At 39.1% G+C, this 19,412-nt stretch carries 18 protein-coding genes; 9 read left to right on the forward strand and 9 right to left on the reverse strand.

Going from position 1 to position 19,412, the window contains the following annotated elements; all coding sequences use genetic code 11:
• Positions 1–52: 52 nt before the first annotated feature.
• Both L4F92_RS00450 and L4F92_RS00455 read right to left on the reverse strand, forming a co-directional pair.
• On the reverse strand, positions 53–1,471 hold the full coding sequence (locus tag L4F92_RS00450; RefSeq protein ID WP_250363811.1) for a cytochrome-c peroxidase: 1,419 nt from the start codon (positions 1,469–1,471) through the stop codon (positions 53–55).
• A 250-nt stretch (positions 1,472–1,721) separates the two neighbouring features.
• Positions 1,722–1,976: a helix-turn-helix domain-containing protein gene (locus tag L4F92_RS00455; RefSeq protein WP_250363812.1), complete on the reverse strand. Its 255-nt coding sequence runs from the start codon at positions 1,974–1,976 to the stop codon at positions 1,722–1,724.
• Between the two features lie 61 nt (positions 1,977–2,037).
• Between L4F92_RS00455 and L4F92_RS00460 the strand changes: the two genes are divergently transcribed.
• Complete coding sequence (locus tag L4F92_RS00460) at positions 2,038–2,421, forward strand: hypothetical protein (RefSeq protein WP_250351254.1); 384 nt, start codon at positions 2,038–2,040, stop codon at positions 2,419–2,421.
• Between the two features lie 250 nt (positions 2,422–2,671).
• Here the strand turns inward: L4F92_RS00460 and L4F92_RS00465 are convergent, their stop codons facing one another.
• The 6 genes from L4F92_RS00465 to L4F92_RS00490 all read right to left on the reverse strand — a co-directional run bounded on the left by L4F92_RS00465 (position 2,672) and on the right by L4F92_RS00490 (position 7,179).
• Positions 2,672–2,767, reverse strand: a complete 96-nt coding sequence (locus L4F92_RS00465) for a methionine/alanine import family NSS transporter small subunit (protein ID WP_250363813.1) — start codon at positions 2,765–2,767, stop codon at positions 2,672–2,674.
• Complete coding sequence (locus tag L4F92_RS00470; protein WP_250363814.1) at positions 2,757–4,289, reverse strand: sodium-dependent transporter; 1,533 nt, start codon at positions 4,287–4,289, stop codon at positions 2,757–2,759. Before L4F92_RS00470 ends, L4F92_RS00465 begins: the two co-directional genes overlap by 11 nt.
• Before the next feature lie 339 nt (positions 4,290–4,628).
• Entirely contained in the window at positions 4,629–5,432 is an 804-nt protein-coding gene (gene aroE / locus L4F92_RS00475; RefSeq protein ID WP_250363815.1) for a shikimate dehydrogenase, read from the reverse strand.
• Positions 5,433–5,443: 11 nt separating this feature from the next.
• Entirely contained in the window at positions 5,444–6,007 is a 564-nt protein-coding gene (locus L4F92_RS00480) for a Sua5/YciO/YrdC/YwlC family protein (RefSeq protein WP_250363816.1), read from the reverse strand.
• Positions 6,000–6,563: a DNA topoisomerase family protein gene (locus L4F92_RS00485; protein WP_250363817.1), complete on the reverse strand. Its 564-nt coding sequence runs from the start codon at positions 6,561–6,563 to the stop codon at positions 6,000–6,002. Before L4F92_RS00485 ends, L4F92_RS00480 begins: the two co-directional genes overlap by 8 nt.
• On the reverse strand, positions 6,556–7,179 hold the full coding sequence (locus tag L4F92_RS00490; RefSeq protein ID WP_250363818.1) for a Maf family protein: 624 nt from the start codon (positions 7,177–7,179) through the stop codon (positions 6,556–6,558). Before L4F92_RS00490 ends, L4F92_RS00485 begins: the two co-directional genes overlap by 8 nt.
• Before the next feature lie 153 nt (positions 7,180–7,332).
• On the opposite strand from L4F92_RS00490, the gene rmuC reads away from it, so the two are divergent.
• Positions 7,333–8,952, forward strand: a complete 1,620-nt coding sequence (rmuC, locus tag L4F92_RS00495; RefSeq protein ID WP_250363819.1) for a DNA recombination protein RmuC — start codon at positions 7,333–7,335, stop codon at positions 8,950–8,952.
• Positions 8,953–9,020: 68 nt separating this feature from the next.
• Entirely contained in the window at positions 9,021–9,572 is a 552-nt protein-coding gene (locus L4F92_RS00500) for a TIGR00645 family protein (protein WP_250351261.1), read from the forward strand.
• A gap of 146 nt (positions 9,573–9,718) precedes the next feature.
• Here L4F92_RS00500 and mutS read toward each other — a convergent pair whose 3' ends face one another.
• Positions 9,719–12,292, reverse strand: a complete 2,574-nt coding sequence (mutS, locus tag L4F92_RS00505) for a DNA mismatch repair protein MutS (RefSeq protein ID WP_250363820.1) — start codon at positions 12,290–12,292, stop codon at positions 9,719–9,721.
• Positions 12,293–12,598: 306 nt separating this feature from the next.
• On the opposite strand from mutS, the gene recA reads away from it, so the two are divergent.
• From recA to ilvC, 6 genes are all read left to right on the forward strand, one after another.
• Positions 12,599–13,666 (forward strand): recombinase RecA, encoded by a 1,068-nt coding sequence (gene recA, locus L4F92_RS00510; protein WP_250364517.1) that lies wholly within the window; start codon positions 12,599–12,601, stop codon positions 13,664–13,666.
• An 87-nt stretch (positions 13,667–13,753) separates the two neighbouring features.
• Positions 13,754–14,212: a recombination regulator RecX gene (gene recX / locus L4F92_RS00515; RefSeq protein ID WP_250363821.1), complete on the forward strand. Its 459-nt coding sequence runs from the start codon at positions 13,754–13,756 to the stop codon at positions 14,210–14,212.
• Positions 14,213–14,348: 136 nt separating this feature from the next.
• A complete protein-coding gene (gene proS, locus L4F92_RS00520; RefSeq protein WP_250363822.1) occupies positions 14,349–16,064 on the forward strand; it encodes a proline--tRNA ligase in 1,716 nt (571 codons plus the stop codon).
• A 173-nt stretch (positions 16,065–16,237) separates the two neighbouring features.
• A complete protein-coding gene (trmB, locus tag L4F92_RS00525; protein WP_250351276.1) occupies positions 16,238–16,990 on the forward strand; it encodes a tRNA (guanosine(46)-N7)-methyltransferase TrmB in 753 nt (250 codons plus the stop codon).
• A 29-nt stretch (positions 16,991–17,019) separates the two neighbouring features.
• The gene (locus L4F92_RS00530) at positions 17,020–17,358 is read left to right on the forward strand and encodes a YggL family protein (RefSeq protein ID WP_250351277.1); all 339 of its coding nucleotides are present in this window, start codon (positions 17,020–17,022) and stop codon (positions 17,356–17,358) included.
• Between the two features lie 547 nt (positions 17,359–17,905).
• Positions 17,906–19,387, forward strand: a complete 1,482-nt coding sequence (ilvC, locus tag L4F92_RS00535; protein WP_250363823.1) for a ketol-acid reductoisomerase — start codon at positions 17,906–17,908, stop codon at positions 19,385–19,387.
• Positions 19,388–19,412 lie beyond the last annotated feature (25 nt).

Below are 19,412 nucleotides of genomic sequence, written 5' to 3' on the forward strand. Positions count from 1 at the left end.
AAAATGGGCAGAATATTATTACCCATTTTATATTTTGCTATTTAACTGAAGATTATTTTTTCATATTATCGTTTGTTAACGGTTTGCCTTGGTATTCTCCCGTTAGGCTATATAAGAAATCAACAATATCGCTAACTTGTTCTTTTGACAAACTTACGCCACGTTGATATTTCAACATCATTTCCACAGCTTGGGTTAAATCTTGTGCGTTTGCATCGTGGAAATAAGGGGCAGTAAGCGCAATATTACGTAATGTTGGTACTTTAAAACGGTGTTTATCATAAGGATTTTTTGTTTGTGCGAAGCGACCGTCATCGGCTTCTGTTAATGGTTTATTACGGTCAGCAAAATAATCTGCTTTCACGCCCATCAGTTCATAAGATTGACCACCTAAATTGATGCCAGTATGACAGGTATCACATTTATATTGGTGGAATAAGGCATAACCGTTTTTCTGTGTTGCAGTTAAGGCACTTTCATCACCTTGTAAATAGCGATCGAAAGGGCTATTTGGGGTAATTAAGGTTTTCTCAAATTCTGCAATGGCATCTGTAATCGTTTTTTCGTTAAAGCCTTCAGGGTAAATTTTTTCAAAAGCTTGTTTGAGTGCTTCATCTTTATTGAGATTATTAATAATTTGTTGCCAATTTTCTGCACCCATTTCTACGGGGTTTAAAGGCGGTCCTCCTGCTTGTTCTGCTAAGTTTGCAGCACGCCCATCCCAGAATTGAACGATATTGAAAGCTGCGTTATAGACAGTAGGTGCATTAATTCCTCCTTTCTGCCCTTTAATTCCAGTAGAAGTGGCAAGATTATCCACCCCGCCGGTATTCAAACCGTGACAAGTGGCACAAGCAATGGTACCGTCACCTGATAATGAGGTACTATGATAAAGGGTATTACCCAAATCAACTTTGGCAGGATTAACTGGCACATTTTGTGGTACAGGTTGTACGAAGCGTTCGGCTGATGTGCCAGAGGTATTTGCAGGAAGCTGGTATTCTTGACGAACTTTATGAATCCAATCAAGCAAGGTTGTTTTCTCTTGTTCATTTAAACCGGATCCCCAATGTACTATTTTGAAAGAATGAATAGGCATTTCGTTATTTTGAATGACACTTTCAAGTTTAGCTAACGCTGCGGCAGAAATGCGTTGAGGTTGATTAAGATAATCTGTGATGTTATCCAACAAAAAATGAGCTTGTCCTTGTTGAATGTCTTTTTTCATTAGACTGCTAGCGATAGGTAATTTAGCGTAAAATGGCATATTAGTGTTGCTGCTATGGCAATATTGACAGCCATTATTATATAACACTGTTTCAACGACACGTTGCTGTTGATCAGTCGTTTGACTTTCTTGCAAACGCCGTTGTGTTTCTTGTTTATCAAAATGGTGGATATATGCCACCGTCCCTAGGTAAGTGGCGACACTTGCACCAATAAATGTAAATAACCACGATTGAGGTTTCATAAGATTCTCCTTTATAGAATAGTAAGTTAGGAAACATCTCGCACAGTATTAACAATTATTAAGAAAGGAATATTGATAGAAATCAATAAATTTCATTGGTAAATTCTATAGATTTAATAGGTATAATTTTTGTGTGGTTATTTATAATTGTTTGATTATTAAAATAATAAAGTATGATATAGAGACACTGCATTATTTTTAGTCTAAATAGTAGGAATATAAAAAAGCCAAAAAAATAACCGCACTTTAGTTATGAGTAAAATTTTGCTTTCATTTGTTGCAATACCGCATTAGGATCAAGTTCCAAAGCAAAGCAGTAATCCATAAATTCTATAACATCAAGACGGCGATCCCCTGTCTCAATTTTCCCAATCAAAGAATAGATCACGCCTAAACGCTCTGCTAAGGCACGTTGTGATAACCCCAGTGATTTTCGTTGAGAAATAAATAATTGGCGAAGGAATTGTTGTTCCTCTGAGTGAATTGAGGTTCGTAATTTTTTCATTGCACCTATTTTAGGTTCGGTATAGAATGAACCTGTTTTAGGTGCTAATTAGGAGAATACGATGTCACTTATCAGTAAAACCTTTGGAGGGTTAAATAAAGCATATTATTTTCGCCATCTTTTCTTTGGAGTAGTGATATTTATATTACTTGAACTACTAATCTTTAATGCAGGAAAGGGGATTATTGATCATAAATTCATTCTTTCAACATTAATGTTCTTGATTTTTACGCTATTGTATCCTTATTCTCGTTTTGTTTATGAAAGTATAGTCGGTTATATTTTCGGAGAGAATGTATTTATTGTGAATGCCATTTTGTTATTAATAACAAAAATGGTCACAATGTTAATATGTTTTATGTTTAGTTGGATAATTGCGCCAATTGGTTTAGTTTTTCTTTATTTTTATCATACAAAACAAGAAAAACAGACTGAACAAGAATAATATAGCCACTTAATTTTAAGCTAATAAGGCGTATCTTATTTTAAGATACGCCTTATTCTATTTTTAGATATATGATTTGCTGTTTTCTATGGTTCTTTCAGTTTAAAAGAAGACGAGGTAATGCAATGGGAATGCTCAGCGTGAATATAATTTGGCATTATTTTAAAATGGGATAATCTTATTTAACAGGACAATAAAATGAGTGTTAAAAATAGCCACATCATTTGTGGCTATTTTTCTATGTGTATTTTTATTTTTCTTTAGGTAATCTTTTTATGGAGAAAAGTAATCCTCCCCAAATGATGACTAAAGCGATGACCATCATAATAATTGCATTATTGCTCATTTGATTGTTCTCCTTTGCCGTGTTCTTTAAGATTGAATAATTCTTCATCTTTCCATTTTAATCGTGAAAGAAGGAATGAAATGACAACAAGGGCAACTGCCATTCCCCAACCGAAGGTATTCACAAACCAAGATGGGTAGCCTTCGTAACCGTTTGTAAAGACTTTTGCACCTTCACTTAATAGCATAAATGCTAAGATACCTGTGGTAAGTACAATACATAGGCGCCAAAAGAACCCTACTTTGAAAGAGGAGGTTTCATTTAAATGTTTACCTAAAATACCAAGCTTTTCATTTGCAACAATTGCAACTAATGAAACAAATGCAACAGCAACAATACCAAAATAATTAACAAATTTATCTAATACATCAAGCATTGGTAAGCCTGTTGTTGTACCGAATAGTGCGGTAGAAATAAACATCATCGGTAATCCAACAATAAATGTCGCTTTGGCACGGCGCATTCTAAGCTTATCTTGTAAAGCAGCAATAATAACTTCAAGGATCGATATAAAAGAAGTTAATGCAGCAAAGGTGAGAGAGGCAAAGAATAATACCCCTAATACTTCACCAAATGGGGCTTTATTGATAATCGTCGGGAAGGCAAAAAAGGCTAAACCAATTCCCCCTTTCGCCACTTCACTCACTTCTTGTCCTGATGCGGTTGCCATAAAGCCTAGGGCTGCAAAAACCCCAATTCCAGCTAATAGTTCAAAACTACTGTTTGCAAAGCCAACAACTAGCCCATTCCCAGTTAGATCCGATTCTTTTTTCAAATAAGAGGCATAGGTAATCATAATGCCGAAACAGATTGATAGGGAGAAGAAGATTTGTCCATAGGCAGCAATCCACACACTTGGGTCAGAAAGTTTTGACCAATTTGGTGTAAAGAGTGCATCTAATCCTTTTGCTGCACCGGGTAAAAATAGCGAGGAAACAACAAGAATAATAAACATCACCACTAATAAAGGCATTAAAATTGATGAAGTTTTGGCTATACCTTTTTGTACGCCTAGAGCAAGTACTCCTAATGCTACTAACCATACTGCAATTAATGGTCCAACAATCATTCCAACAAATTTAAAACTAACGCCCTGGGAAATATCCCCCATTTGCAAGAAGTCATGTAAGAAGAAATCTATTGGTTTATCTCCCCATGCACCACTTATTGCGAAATAGGTATAACTAGCAGCCCAGCCAAGTACAACAGCATAATAAATGGCAATAATAACGTTTACCATAACTTGCCACCAACCAAAGGTTTCAAAATGGCGGTTAAAACGACGATAGGATAACGGCGCACCACCACGATGGCGATGTCCAATAGCATAATCAAGGAATAAAAGTGGAATACCCGCAGTTAAAAGGGCAACAAGATAAGGAATGATGAATGCACCACCACCGTTTTCGTATGTAGTATAAGGAAAACGCCAAATGTTTCCTAACCCTACAGCAGAACCGATAGCAGCAAGAATAAATGCACGACTTCCTGAAAAGGTTTCACGTTTTGCTGACTGTGTCATAGTACCACCTGATTAAACGTTAAAGAAATGTAAAGGCTAGGAATATAGCGGAATATCAATTTTAGTCAATAGCAAAAAATACGCAAAATTGGATATTTATATCGTTATTTTTGAACTAAACTAGTTTTTTGTTTTGTAAATTGGTTTATTTTTAGTTTGATATACTTATTTGGGTGGATTGATAAATAATCGTGCTAAAAATGGCAACATATTGCCGAATAAAAAACTAGTAGAAAAATTCAAAAAATTTTATAAAAAATGACCGCACTTTTCTTTATCTTTCTGCCATAAAAACAAACCTCGCCTATTTAGCGAGGTATTTTATTCGGTTTAATCGGATTAAAGGCATTTTAGCAAGGGCGTTATGTCGGGCATTACCCCTCGCCATAAATAAAAGGCGTGGGCAGCTTGACCAACAAGCATTCCAAAGCCATCGCTATAATGCTGTACACCTTGCTGTTTGGCAAGGGCAATAAAGGGCGTGTCTTCGCCTTTGCTGTATTGCATATCGTACACCGCGCCTGCTTGTTGCAAAATGGTTGGATCAATGGCTACGGTTTGACCTTGTAAGCCTAAGGAAGTGGCATTGATAATAAGATCAAATTTTTGCACGGGAATATCAGTAAGGGTACAACCTTGAATATTGCCGTAGGCGTTGAATTTTTTCGCTAATTCCGTTGCTTTAGCTAAGGTGCGGTTAGCCAGCAAAATCTTTTGTTCCGCTTGTAATAGAGGAAACAGCACACCTTTGGTTGCGCCACCTGCGCCTAAAATGAGTACTGATTGTTGCGGTTTGAGCCAGCCTAAGCGTTGTAAATCGCTCACCAAGCCTGCACCGTCTGTGTTGTCGGCATAAAGTGTACCGTCGGGTAATTTTTTCAGCGTATTACAGGCAGTGGCGAGCAAACAACGATCACTATGTTGATCCGCCAATTGAAATGCGCGCTCTTTGAATGGGGCGGTGATATTGCAACCTTTTGCCCCTTCAGCAAAAAAGCCGAGGAGTTGTTGTTCAAAGTGTTGTTCATCACCGAGCATTGCCACGTAGTCTAATGTTTGCTGAGTTTGTTGGGCAAAAATTTGGTGAATTTGTGGTGATTTGCTTTGAGCAATGGGATTTCCCCAAACAGCATATTTATCCATAAAAATCCTTATTAACCTTGACGGAAAAGTTGTTGTGTAAACAGATCGCGTATTTCTGAAGGGTTTGTTGCGTTTCCCACCGCCATTTTTAACACAGGAAAGTGTTCGCCAAACTGGGCTTTCACGGCTTGATAGGTGCGACAAGGCGGTAAGCCGGTTAAATTGGCACTGGTGGAAGTGAGTGCAAAGCCCGCTTGTTCGCAGAGCTGTTTTACCGCAGGGTGATCGCTAATACGAACGGCAATAGTAGAGAACTGTCCCGTGAGAAATTTCGGTGTTGTTGGCTTTGCCGGTACCACCCACGTGGTCGGGTGATCATAATGGGCATTCAAGCGTTGCCAGTGCGTTTCATTAAGCTTACGTTCATCAATAAAAGGCAACAGAAAATCTAACTGCGGTGCGATTAAAATCAACCCTTTTTCCACAGGGCGCTGTTTTAAAAGCAATAATTTTTGCACCGCACTTTCACTGAGAGGATTACAGCCCAAGCCAAACACCGCTTCAGTGGGGTAAGCGATGATTTCATTTTGTTTTAATAGCTCAACGAGTTGAGCGATATTCTGTTCGTTATTCATTGTTTGTTTCAAATTGATGACGACACGCTTTGTTGGCACATAACCAAATGCGACGCAAAGTGCGGTCAGTTTTTTCTTCTTTTTTCAGCGTACTTATCGGATAACCACATTGAGGACAAGGCACTGCATAGGGTTGGCTGGCAAGGGTAAATTTACATTTTGGAAACTGATTACAGCCATAAAACACCTTGCCTTGGCGTCCGCGTCGTGGCACAAGGCTACCCTTTCCACAAGCAGGACAAGGCAGATGCTCTTGTTCGGGGTCAAGCTCTTCGTGAACGATATAATCACATTGCGGATAATCACTACACCCGATGAACATACCAAATTGCCCTTGTTTTAATTGTAAAAAATGACCGCACTTTGGACAGTATTGGTCTAATTCTTTCAAGACTTTTGTTTCGTGAGTGGGGTGTAAAGGCTTGATAAAATCGCATTGTGGATAGGCACTGCAACCTAAAAATAACCCTTTTTTGCCTTTTTTAATTTGTAATACCGAACCACATTGTGGGCAATGTTCGTCGTGTTTGCTGGCTTGAAATAGGCTTTTACTCATCACATTTCTCACTTGATGCGAATAAACTTATCCCAACTTGGCGAAGCAATTGGGCGGTTTCAAACACGGGCAACCCCATCACACCGCTAAAACTGCCATCAATACGCGAAATAAATAGTCCACCTAGCCCTTGAATCCCATAAGCCCCCGCTTTATCCATTGGCTCACCAGTGGCGATATAAGCCAAAATATCTTGCTTAGTCAATAAGCTAAAGGTAACTTGGCTCGTTTGTACAAGGCTATGGATTTGATTAGGCAAACTGACACACACAGCAGTTAGCACTTGGTGCGTTTTACCTGAAAGCAAGCTAAGCATTTGTACCGCTTGGGCTTCATCTTGTGGCTTGCCTAAAATTTTCCCATCGCAAACCACGCTAGTATCTGCGGATAAAATAGGTAAGTGCGGTACAAAATTAGCACGTTTTTCAAGTTGTTGGCGTGCGGCGTGATTTTTCTCTTGCGCCATTCTGCGTACATAATCCACGGGCAGTTCATCGGCATTTGGGGTTTCATCAATATCCGCATTAAAGATTTCCACTTCCAGCCCCAACTGTTGTAACAGTTGTAAACGGCGAGGGCTTTGCGAGGCAAGATAAAGTTGAGCTTGTTTTGACATTTTTTCCGCTGATTAAACAAAAATTGCATTATACTTTATTATAGTTCTGTAAAGATTTCATCTGAAAAATCTACCGCACTTGTTTCATTGTTGATCTTAATTTGAACGAAGAAAAAAGAGCGGGGAAAATTTTGTTAATTTTTAGGAAAAATAATGATCGAATTTACACAATCTCAATGGCTTGGGATAACCGTCCTATTGCTTATTTTATCCTTGGTGCTGTTTTTTATTAGCACCAAATATCAACGAGATAAGCAACAACTTGCCCAAGAACTGAATAAAAACGTCAATGATTTTAACCTGTTATTGGAAAAGTATGAAACCTTGTCGCAACTGCGTTACCAGCTTGAGCAGGACAGTGTGAAAGCACAAACACGCGCGGAAGGGTTGCAAACACGGCTGAATGAACGTGATGAAAAAATCCAATATTTACAACAAGAATTGGACGAAGAACAAGCACGCCACGGAAATATTGCAGAGAAAATCACAAGCCTTAAAGAGCAATTTGGTATTGCCACTGCACAAGTGCATAGTTTACAACATCAGTTAAATCAAAGTCGTGTAGAATTAAAAAGCAAGCAGCAGGAGTATGCCGATTTAAACGAAAAATCCACCGCACTTTTACAACAATTTACTGAACTCAAAACCACGTTAGCAGAAAAAGAAAAACATTTTACTCAGCAACAGGAAGATTTTGTTCAAACAAAACAGCAACTTAGCGTTGAATTTCAAAATTTGGCGAATCGTATTTTGGAAGAAAAGAGCCAAAAGTTCGATCAAACCAATCAAGCCAGCCTTGATGCCTTGTTAAAGCCATTTCGTGAGCAAATTGAAGGTTTCCAAAAACGCGTAAATGAAATTCATTCGGAATCCTTAAAGGGCAATGCCAGCCTTGAAAGTGAAATTAAAAAAGTGTTAGACGTGGGACTTACGATGTCGCAAGAGGCGAATAATCTCACTTCTGCTTTAAAAGGGGAAAAGAAAACGCTAGGCAATTGGGGGGAAATTCAGCTTGAACGCGCCTTGCAATTAGCGGGCTTGGTAGAAAATGATCACTATAAAGCACAAGATCATTTCCGCAATGCAGAAGGCAAATCGAATTATCCTGATTTTGTGGTGTATTTACCCGATAACAAACATTTGATTATTGATAGCAAAATGTCCCTTGTTGCCTATGAAAATGCGGTCAGTGCGGACAATGAGCAAAGCCAACAGCAATTTTTGCGTGAACACCACAAGGCGATCAAAAATCATATTGATGAGCTATCACGCAAGGATTACAGCAATTTAATTGGCGTGCATAGCCCTAATTTTGTGCTGATGTTTATTGCGGTTGAGCCAGCTTACATTGAGGCAATGAAACAGGATAGCAATTTGTTTAATTATGCCTATGAAAAAAATGTCATTTTAGTTTCTCACACCACCTTAATGCCGATTTTACGCACTGTTGCAAATTTATGGCGGATTGAACGAGGTAATGCGGAAGCACGAGAAATCAGTGGTAAGGCGGGCGATATTTATAATCAAATGTGCTTGGTGGCAGAACGTCTTGCTAAATTGGGAAATAGCTTGGCAACGGTAAGCGGGCATTATAATCACGCCGTTACCGCCTTTGCAGGGCAACAAGGTTTAGCGGGAAAAATTGAGCGATTTAAAGATTTCTCTGCCAAAGCTAACAAAGTGATGCCACAGGTTGAGCTATTACACAATGATCTCGATTTAGCGAAACTCAGCGCAATTTCAGCGGATCAGATTAAACCCGAAAATCATTGATATTTTGGTAAAAAACAGGTAATTTCATCGCCCACATAAAATGATGAAGGAACGAAGAGTAAACACAGATGGAACATCAATCTATGACATCAAAAGAATCGGTAAAATATAGAACCCCCGTCATATTTAGCCAAATTATTTTTGCTAGCCGCTGGTTACAATTACCCATTTATCTTGGCTTAATTGTCGTACAAGGGATTTATGCCTATAAATTTATGAAATCGCTATGGGAACTTATCTCAAATCTGCAAGAGCTAGATTCCAACGCTATTATGCTTTCCGTGTTAAATTTAATTGATGTGGTAATGATTGCGAATTTATTGGTTATGGTGATTGTGGGCGGTTATGAAATTTTCGTTTCTAAGCTACACACAGATGGACATCCTGATGAGCCTGAATGGCTAAGCCACGTTAATGCTTCTGTGTTGAAAGTAAAACTTTCTATGTCAATTATCAGTATTTCCTCTATTCATATGCTACAAACTTTCGTCAATGCAGCAAATATGCCAGAAGAAACGATGAAGTGGCAATTATTGCTCCATTTAGGCTTTTTGGTTTCTGCCATCGCAATGGCTTATACCGATAAAATTCTGTATAGCACCAGCCATAAAAATCATTAATTTTTCCTTTTTTGCTGGGGCTTGCAACCTGCTAAGGCGATGAGCAAAAAATAGGTAGGGCGTTTAAGTTTAAGCATTTAAATCAGGGGCGTGGAAGAACGCCCCTTTCTTTTTCTTGTGGCGATGCTGCGCTAGCGAAATGTGTATTAGACCATTTTCTTTAATTGATACAAATAGGCTAAGGCTTGTTTTGGTGTCATTTCATCAGGATCGAGATTTTCTAACATTTTTAGTACCGCACTTTGATTTTCCTCTTCGTCTATCAAATGCAATTCGCCTTGTAATTGCTGATTTATCGGATTGGTTAAGTGCGGTGTATTTTCTGATAATTTTTCTAATTGGGTTAATTTTTGCTTCGCTAATTTTATTACGGCTTTGGGAACACCTGCCAGTGCAGCCACTGCTAAGCCGTAACTTTTACTTGCCGCTCCTTCTTGCACTGCGTGCATAAAGGCGATGGTGTCGTTATGTTCCACCGCATCTAAATGCACATTGGCGATCCCTTTTAACTGCTCAGGCAAGACGGTAAGCTCAAAATAATGGGTGGCAAATAAGGTGAGTGAGCGGACTTTTTGTGCCAGCCATTCCGCGCAAGCCCACGCAAGAGAAAGTCCATCATAGGTGGATGTGCCACGTCCAATTTCATCAATAAGTACTAAGCTGTTTGCGGTGGCTTGGTGCAAAATATTTGCCATTTCTGTCATTTCAACCATAAAAGTTGAACGCCCTGATGCAAGATCATCTGAGGCGCCAATACGCGTGAAAATGCGGTCAAGCGGTCCAATCACCGCACTTTCTGCTGGCACGAAAGAGCCTATATAAGCCATTAATGCGATCAATGCGGTTTGACGCATATAGGTACTTTTTCCCCCCATATTCGGCCCTGTTATGATCAATAAATGGCGATTAGCACTCAGATTTACTGGGTTTGCAATAAAAGGGCTTTTTGATACCTGCTCCACCACTGGGTGGCGACCATTTTCGATATTCACGCCGATTTCATCACTAAAAGTGGGGGCGACATAGTTTAGGGTTTCCGCTCTTTCAGCCAAGTTGGTTAGCACATCTAGCTCTGCTAAGGCAAGGCTCGCCAACTGCAATGCACCTAAGTGCGGTAATAATTCATCAAAAATTTGCTCATAAAGTTGCTTTTCCAGAGCAAGGGAAGCCCCTTTTGCTTTCAGGACTTTATCTTCATAGGTTTTTAATTCAGGAATAATGTAACGTTCCGCATTTTTTAAAGTTTGACGGCGTACATAATGAATAGGGGCTTTGTGTGCTTGCCCTTGCGGAATTTGAATATAGTAGCCGTGTACGGCATTAAAGCCAATTTTTAGGCTATCAATCCCGGTAGTTTCTCGTTCTCGTTGTTCCAGTTCTTCCAAATAACGGGTTGCACCGTCAGAAAGGGCGCGCCATTCATCAAGCTCTGCATTAAATCCTTCCGCAATGACACCACCATCGCGAATTAATAAAGGCGGATTTTCAATAATCGCGCGTTCTAATAAATCTAATTGTGGTGAAAAGTCAGCAATCTGTTGAGAAAATGCGGTAAATTGCGGACAGTTTTGTTGATTAAGATAATGTTGAATGGCGGGAATTTGTGACAATGCCGTACGTAAACGAGTGAGATCTCTTGGTCGTGCTGAACGCAATGCTACGCGTGCTAAAATACGTTCCATATCCCCGACTTGTTGTAAGTGCGGTTGAAATTCTGCAATTAAATCTTGCTGTAAAATTTGGCTAATGGTTTGTTGGCGTAAGGTTAATTTTTCACGATCACGAATGGGTTGGTGAATCCAACGCTTCAACAAACGACTGCCCATTGGTGTTACGCATTTATCTAATACAGAAGCTAATGTGTGTTCTGTGCCACCAGCAAGATTTTGCGTAAGCTCTAGGTTTCTTCTTGTTGCGGCATCTAACTGAATATTATCGGTATTTTGCAGTAAACTCAGACTTTGAATATGAGGTAACGCGGTTCGTTGGGTCTCTTTTGCATATTGTAATAAACATCCTGCTGCACAAAGTCCAAGCACCGCTTTTTCTACACCAAACGCACGCAGATCTTGCGTACCAAATTGACGATTGAGTTGTTCAATTGCGGTTTTTAATTCAAATTCCCAAACAGGGCGACGACGTAAGCCTTTCATATTTTCAATTAAATGAAACGCCTCAAAATCTTCACAATATAAGAGTTCAACAGGTTGAATACGTTGTAATTCTGCTTGTAAGCTCTCTTTACTCGTTGGCTCACTTAACTGAAAACGTCCTGAGGTCATATCTAATGTTGCCAACCCAAACTTGTCTTTTTCCTGATAAACAGCGGCAATCAGATTATCCTGACGTTCAGGTAATAATGCTTCATCACTGATTGTTCCGGGGGTAACAATGCGTACAATTTGACGTTCTACCGGCCCTTTTGCTGTGGTAGGATCGCCAACTTGCTCACAAATCGCCACACTTTCGCCTAGCTGAACTAATTTTGCTAAATAACCTTCCACCGCGTGATAGGGTACACCTGCCATTGGAATCGGTTGCCCTGCTGACTGCCCACGTTTAGTTAAGGAAATATCCAACAATGCCGCCGCTTTTTTAGCATCATCATAAAATAATTCATAAAAATCCCCCATTCGGTAAAACAACAAAATCTCTGGGTTTTCCGCCTTTAAGCGTAAATATTGCTGCATCATTGGGGTGTGTTGTTCAAAATTAGTCATCAGGTTTACTCAATCTGTTATTTTCAATTTGGGCAAATTATAACGAAATTTTTCTTATTTGATACTGTACGAATTATTTTACTGCTAGCAATTAATGCGCTTTATTTTTTTATACCTTTAACCTCATTAGGCTGTTGCATAAAAAGTCTTATTTGGAATACACCTCACAAAATAGAAAAAAGATCAAAATTTTACTTGATACTGTATATCAATACAGCTATATTATGCAGCAATTCTGATGATGAATTTATAAGGATAAGCAAAATGGCTAAAGAAGAGAAAGCGAAAAAAAGCGAGAAACCACAAATTACCACTCAAGAAGAAAAACAAAAAGCGCTTGCGGCCGCACTTGGTCAAATTGAAAAGCAATTTGGTAAAGGGTCTATTATGAAATTGGGTGAAACCCAAGAATTAGATATTGAATCTATTTCTACTGGCTCACTTAGTTTAGACATTGCCTTAGGTATTGGTGGTTTGCCAATGGGGCGTATCGTAGAAATTTATGGGCCAGAATCTTCAGGAAAAACCACATTAACCCTTTCTGTTATTGCACAAGCACAAAAATTGGGTAAGACCTGTGCTTTCATTGATGCAGAACACGCTTTAGATCCTATCTATGCGGCAAAACTTGGGGTTGATGTAAAAGAATTGCTCGTTTCTCAACCAGATAATGGTGAAGAAGCATTAGAAATTTGTGATGCCTTGGTTCGTTCTGGTGCGATTGAAGTGGTGATAGTGGACTCTGTCGCTGCACTTACACCAAAAGCAGAAATTGAAGGGGATATGGGCGATGCACACGTCGGTTTACAAGCGCGCTTAATGTCGCAAGCCTTGCGTAAACTAACGGGGCAAATCAAAAACTCAAACTGTTTGGTGATTTTTATCAACCAAATTCGTATGAAAATTGGTGTAATGTTTGGTAACCCAGAAACCACTACGGGGGGTAACGCATTAAAATTCTATTCTTCTGTGCGTCTAGATATTCGTCGAGTAGGTGCAGTAAAAGATGGTGATGAAATCATCGGTAATGAAACACGTGTCAAAGTGGTGAAAAATAAAGTCGCGCCACCATTCCGTCAAGTGGATTTCCAAATTCTTTATGGTGAAGGAATTTCACGCAACGGTGAATTAATTGAATTAGGTGTAAAACACAAATTAGTTGATAAAGCGGGTGCTTGGTTCTCTTATAACGGTGAAAAAATTGGTCAAGGCAAAGCGAATGCGATGAAATGGTTAGCAGAACACCCTGAACAAGCTCAAGAATTAGAAAATAAATTACGTGAAGAGCTTTTAGCTAATCCAGATAAATCACTCATTGCAGATATTGAAGCCGATCAAAATGCAGAGATGGTAGAAATAGATTCTGAATTTTAAACCTTTCGATTAAGTAATATTAAAAAAGTGCGGTAATTTTTGACCGCACTTTTTCTAAATATAATTGACCTATAAAAGCGAGGAAAAATGACTTCATTGGCGTTAAATTATGTGGTGAACTTACTTGCTCGTCGTGAATATAGCGAATATGAATTACGTTGTAAAATGCAAGAAAAAGCCTTCAGTGAAGAGGAAATTGAACAGGCTTTGGCTTTTTGTCAGGAAAAAAATTGGCAAAGTGATCACCGTTTTACAGAAAATTATTTACATTACCGATCACAAAAAGGCTATGGATTAAACCGCATTAAGCAAGAGCTTACTCAATTAAAAGGGATTTCATCAGAGACGTTAAATGATGTTCTTGCTGAAACGGAGATTAATTGGTCTGAGATTGCACAGACTGTTTTACGCAAAAAATTCCCTCTGTACGCCCAACAACAAGATTTTAAAATGAAACAAAAAATCTGGCGTTATATGCTTTCACACGGTTTTCAACGTGAAGAATTTGCTGATTTAGTCGGTGCGGGGGAAGATGATTTTTACTGAAAGAAATAAGATTGACTCAGCACCTTTTCTTTTCTACAAAATATTTGCACAAATAGCCCTTTCTTCTTTGAGTGAACCTCACTCAATGATAAACTAACGCCAATTTTTTCTTAAATAATGAATATAGGAAACAACAATGCGAGCGAGTCGATATTTATTTGCTACTTTAAAAGAAACCCCAAATGATGCACAGGTGGTAAGCCATCAATTAATGCTACGTGCTGGAATGGTACGCCCTTTAGCCTCAGGGCTTTATAACTGGCTACCAACAGGGTTGCGCGTACTCAAAAAAGTGGAAAATATTGTACGTGAAGAAATGAATAAAAGTGGTGCAATTGAAGTAGAAATGCCCGTTGTTCAACCCGCTGAATTATGGCAAGAATCCCAACGTTGGGAACAATATGGCCCAGAATTATTACGCTTTCAGGATCGTGGGCAACGTGATTTCGTCCTCGGCCCAACCCACGAAGAAGTGATTACGGATTTAGTTCGCCGTGAAGTGAGTTCTTATAAACAACTTCCGCTTAATTTATACCAAATTCAAACCAAATTCCGTGATGAAGTGCGTCCACGTTTTGGGGTAATGCGCGGTCGCGAATTTTTAATGAAAGATGCCTATTCTTTCCACACAACAAAAGAAAGTTTGCAAGAAACCTATGAGGTGATGTACCAAACTTACAGCAACATTTTTACCCGTTTAGGTTTAGATTTCCGTGCTGTTCAGGCGGATACGGGTTCTATCGGTGGGAGTGCCTCGCACGAATTCCAAGTGCTAGCACAAAGTGGTGAAGATGATATTGTGTTTTCCACAGAATCTGATTTTGCAGCGAATATTGAACTCGCAGAAGCAGTGGCTCAAGGTGAACGAGCAGTTCCAACATTAGCAATGGAATTAATTGATACGCCTAATGCCAAAACAATCAATGAACTTGTTGAGCAATTTAATGTGCCAATAGAAAAAACCGTGAAAACGCTGATTGTCAAAGGTGCAAATGACGCTCAACCATTGATTGCGTTAATCATCCGTGGCGATCACAACTTGAACGAAATCAAAGCACAAAAATTAGCACAAGTGGCTGATCCTCTCGAATTTGCTGATGAAGCTGACATTAAAGCAAAAATTGGTGCAAGTGTTGGTTCTCTTGGGCCTGTAAATTTACCGATCCCAGCCATTATTGATCGTAGTGTGGCATTAATGAGTGATTTCTCAGCTGGCGCAAATATTGATGGCAAACATTATTTTAATATCAACTGGGAACGTGATGTGCCAATGCCAGAAATTGCAGATTTGCGCAATGTAGTAGAAGGTGATCCTAGCCCAGATGGTAAAGGGTCATTATTAATCAAACGTGGTATTGAAGTAGGACATATTTTCCAACTGGGTACAAAATATTCTGAAGCAATGAAAGCCACTGTACAAGGCGAAGATGGTCGCCCACAAACGATGATTATGGGCTGTTACGGCATTGGTGTGAGCCGTGTGGTTGCCGCTGCGATTGAACAAAGCCACGATGAGCGTGGCATTATTTGGCCAACAGATGCCATTGCACCGTTTACCGTTGCTATCGTCCCAATGAATATGCACAAATCAGAAAGCGTGCAAGAATTTGCAGAAAATTTGTACCGCACTTTACTTGCTGAAGGAATTGAAGTGATTTTTGATGATCGTAAAGAACGCCCGGGTGTAATGTTTGCAGATATGGAACTCATTGGTGTACCGCATATGTTAGTAATTGGTGAGAAAAACCTGCAAAATGGCGAAATAGAATACAAAAATCGCCGAACAGGTGAAAAACAGATGATCAACAAAGATCAATTAGTCGAATTTGTGAAACAACAAATCAAATACTAAATAACGGGATTGGGCGGCAAAAGTCGCCCAATTTTTTATAGGGGCAACATTAAAATTTGCATAATATTCCGACCGCACTTTTTCCTTGCGCGATCTTGCCCTAAAACATAGAATAGCCCTCGTAAAAATGAGATTAGCTCATTTTGTAAACGATATTGAGTAGTAGATTTTTAATGACTGAACAACAAACCAGCTTTGCGGATCAAAAACGCAAAACCGTTGAAACCGCTGAATTTACCGCAGATGGACGCTACAAACGTAAAGTGCGTAGTTTTGTATTGCGTACAGGACGATTAAGTGATTTTCAACGTAATATGATGAATGAGAATTGGCCAACTTATGGTTTAGCACATCAAACAGAACCTTTTGATTTTAAACATATTTATGGCAATGATAAGCCAGTTATTTTAGAAATTGGCTTTGGGATGGGAAAATCCCTTGTTGAAATGGCGGAACAAAATCCAGATAAAAATTATCTCGGTATTGAAGTGCATACTCCCGGCGTGGGGGCTTGCATTGCTTATGTGGTGGAAAAAAACGTGAAAAATTTACGTGTTATTTGCCACGATGCCACAGAAATTTTACGCGATTGCATTGCAGACAGTAGCCTTGCTGGTTTACAGCTCTTTTTCCCTGATCCTTGGCATAAAGCTAAGCATCACAAACGCCGTATTGTACAGCCAAATTTTGTGCAAACAGTTTGCCAAAAGCTTGTTAGTCAAGGCTTTATTCATATGGCAACAGACTGGGAAAACTATGCAGAACAAATGTTAGACGTGTTGCAAAATAATCCGCAGTTACGCAATACATCTGCCACCAATGATTATATTCCACGCCCAGAAAGCCGTCCGCTGACGAAGTTTGAACAGCGCGGTCACCGCTTAGGACACGGTGTATGGGATTTATATTTTATTAAAACTGAATAATATCACTCAAATAATACGAGGAGAAAACAATGGCAATTCAACGTAACAGAAGACAACGCAAAAAAATGCACCTTGCCGAATTCCAAGAATTAGGCTTTTTAGTAAACTGGCAATTTCCTGAAAATACGCCAATTGATACAATTGACGAGGTTGTTGATCGTTTTATCAACGAAGTGATTCGCCCAAATGGCTTAGCTTATGAAGGTAGTGGTTATTTGCATTGGGAAGGTTTAGTCTGTTTAGAAAAAATTGGAAAATGTGATGAAAATCACCGCGAGTTAGTGAAAAACTGGTTAGAAACCAATGGATTACAGCAAATTGAAATTAGCGAACTGTTTGATATTTGGTGGGAATATCCAGCAAAATAATGGGATTATAAACAAAGTTTATTTTTTGTTGTTAATAAGCGTATGTAATCCCTTTGCGGATATATTTTGATTTAGGGGAGGATGATTTCTCCCCTTAATGTTATACGGCTCATTAAATTCATCACTATCACCAAAATAATACCATCTACCTTATACTTTTAAGTAAGCCCCCTAGTCAGCACTATTGTATGAGAAAGGGGCTTAAATTGCCTATTTAGCCCATTATTAAAAAACTGGAACTCAATAACGCCAACGTTTTTGAGTCTGCTTGCTGATAATCTTTCGGTATTTAAGTTTGATTGTATCTTTGGTTTAGTTGCCGAGTTATAGCCTTTGTAATAATGTTTTTACTTCAAGCCATAAATATACATATTTATTTGCTGTTATTTTTTATTGGATTACCCTCTTTTATAAGGACTATGCTAGGTTTTTTGTTGCAAAATATGCAATATTTAATTTTAATAATATCAATTTACGCAATGTAAAGAAACGGTATAATTCCACCACAATAAGTAACAAACACAATATCTCAACATAAGGATACAAAATGGCTAATTATTTCAATACATTAAACTTACGCCAACAATTAGATCAATTAGGTCGTTGTCGTTTTATGGATCGCGAAGAATTTTCTGATGAAGCGAATTTCTTAAAAGGTAAGAAAATTGTTATTGTCGGGTGCGGTGCGCAAGGCTTAAACCAAGGGTTAAATATGCGGGATTCTGGTTTAGATATCAGTTATGCGTTACGCCCAGAAGCCATTGCAGAAAAACGTGCGTCTTTCCAACGTGCCACTGAAAATGGGTTTAATGTTGAGACTTATCAAGAACTGATTCCAAGTGCCGATTTAGTCATTAATCTAACGCCTGATAAACAGCATAGTAAAGTGATCGCCGATGTGATGGGATTAATGAAAGAAGGTGCGGCACTAGGGTATTCTCACGGGTTAAACATTGTTGAAGTGGGCGAGCAAATTCGTCCTGACATTACCGTTGTGATGGTTGCACCTAAATGTCCGGGGACGGAAGTGCGTGAAGAATATAAACGTGGTTTTGGTGTACCAACGCTTATTGCCGTTCACCCTGAAAACGATCCAAAAGGTGAAGGTATGGCGATCGCAAAAGCTTGGGCTGCGGCGACAGGTGGACATCGTGCCGGTGTATTAGAATCTTCCTTTGTCGCAGAAGTGAAATCTGACTTAATGGGAGAACAAACCATCCTTTGCGGTATGTTACAAGCGGGGTCAATTCTTTGTTATGACAAATTAGTGGCTGACGGTAAAGATCCTGCTTATGCTGGGAAATTAGTGCAATATGGCTGGGAAACCATCACCGAAGCCTTAAAACAAGGTGGTATCACACTTATGATGGATCGTCTATCCAACAGCGCTAAATTACGTGCCTTTGAACTTGCAGAAGAAATTAAACAAGAGTTGGATTTCTTATTCAAGAAACATATGGACGATATTATCAGCGGTGAATTTTCCCGTGTGATGATGGAAGATTGGGCAAATGGCGATGCTAATCTATTAAAATGGCGTGAAGAAACAGGAAAAACCGCCTTTGAAAATGCACCAAAAGCAGAAGGAATCAAAATCAGCGAACAAGAATATTTTGATAACGGTGTATTAATGGTTGCAATGGTAAAAGCAGGCGTGGAGTTGGCGTTCGATACGATGGTTTCAGCGGGCATCTTTGAAGAATCTGCTTATTATGAATCCTTACACGAATTACCATTAATCGCAAACACCATTGCACGTAAACGCTTATATGAAATGAATGTAGTTATTTCAGATACGGCAGAATATGGAAACTACCTCTTTGCTAATGTTGCAGCACCAATTTTAGCGAAAACAGTAATGCAACATTTACAACGTGGTGATTTGGGTGAACCAACCCCAACCGTAGAAATTGACAATATCACCTTACGTGATGTGAATGATGCAATCCGCAACCACCCAATTGAATTAATCGGTCAAGAATTGCGTGGTTATATGACAGATATGAAACGCATTTCTTCACAAGGATAAGTCGTTGCTTGAACTAGAAAGCCAG

Origin of the sequence: Avibacterium sp. 21-595 (genome assembly GCF_023611905.1) — a bacterium.
GTDB lineage: Bacteria > Pseudomonadota > Gammaproteobacteria > Enterobacterales > Pasteurellaceae > Avibacterium.

Bases quoted from the DNA above. Each gene is read 5' to 3' on its own strand.
- L4F92_RS00450 (WP_250363811.1), bottom strand. From the start codon at position 1,471: ATGAAACCTCAATCGTGGTTATTTACATTTATTGGTGCAAGTGTCGCC.
- L4F92_RS00455 (WP_250363812.1), bottom strand. From the start codon at position 1,976: ATGAAAAAATTACGAACCTCAATTCACTCAGAGGAACAACAATTCCTT.
- L4F92_RS00460 (WP_250351254.1), top strand. From the start codon at position 2,038: ATGTCACTTATCAGTAAAACCTTTGGAGGGTTAAATAAAGCATATTAT.
- L4F92_RS00465 (WP_250363813.1), bottom strand. From the start codon at position 2,767: ATGAGCAATAATGCAATTATTATGATGGTCATCGCTTTAGTCATCATT.
- L4F92_RS00470 (WP_250363814.1), bottom strand. From the start codon at position 4,289: ATGACACAGTCAGCAAAACGTGAAACCTTTTCAGGAAGTCGTGCATTT.
- aroE (WP_250363815.1), bottom strand. From the start codon at position 5,432: ATGGATAAATATGCTGTTTGGGGAAATCCCATTGCTCAAAGCAAATCA.
- L4F92_RS00480 (WP_250363816.1), bottom strand. From the start codon at position 6,007: ATGAATAACGAACAGAATATCGCTCAACTCGTTGAGCTATTAAAACAA.
- L4F92_RS00485 (WP_250363817.1), bottom strand. From the start codon at position 6,563: ATGAGTAAAAGCCTATTTCAAGCCAGCAAACACGACGAACATTGCCCA.
- L4F92_RS00490 (WP_250363818.1), bottom strand. From the start codon at position 7,179: ATGTCAAAACAAGCTCAACTTTATCTTGCCTCGCAAAGCCCTCGCCGT.
- rmuC (WP_250363819.1), top strand. From the start codon at position 7,333: ATGATCGAATTTACACAATCTCAATGGCTTGGGATAACCGTCCTATTG.
- L4F92_RS00500 (WP_250351261.1), top strand. From the start codon at position 9,021: ATGGAACATCAATCTATGACATCAAAAGAATCGGTAAAATATAGAACC.
- mutS (WP_250363820.1), bottom strand. From the start codon at position 12,292: ATGACTAATTTTGAACAACACACCCCAATGATGCAGCAATATTTACGC.
- recX (WP_250363821.1), top strand. From the start codon at position 13,754: ATGACTTCATTGGCGTTAAATTATGTGGTGAACTTACTTGCTCGTCGT.
- proS (WP_250363822.1), top strand. From the start codon at position 14,349: ATGCGAGCGAGTCGATATTTATTTGCTACTTTAAAAGAAACCCCAAAT.
- trmB (WP_250351276.1), top strand. From the start codon at position 16,238: ATGACTGAACAACAAACCAGCTTTGCGGATCAAAAACGCAAAACCGTT.
- L4F92_RS00530 (WP_250351277.1), top strand. From the start codon at position 17,020: ATGGCAATTCAACGTAACAGAAGACAACGCAAAAAAATGCACCTTGCC.
- ilvC (WP_250363823.1), top strand. From the start codon at position 17,906: ATGGCTAATTATTTCAATACATTAAACTTACGCCAACAATTAGATCAA.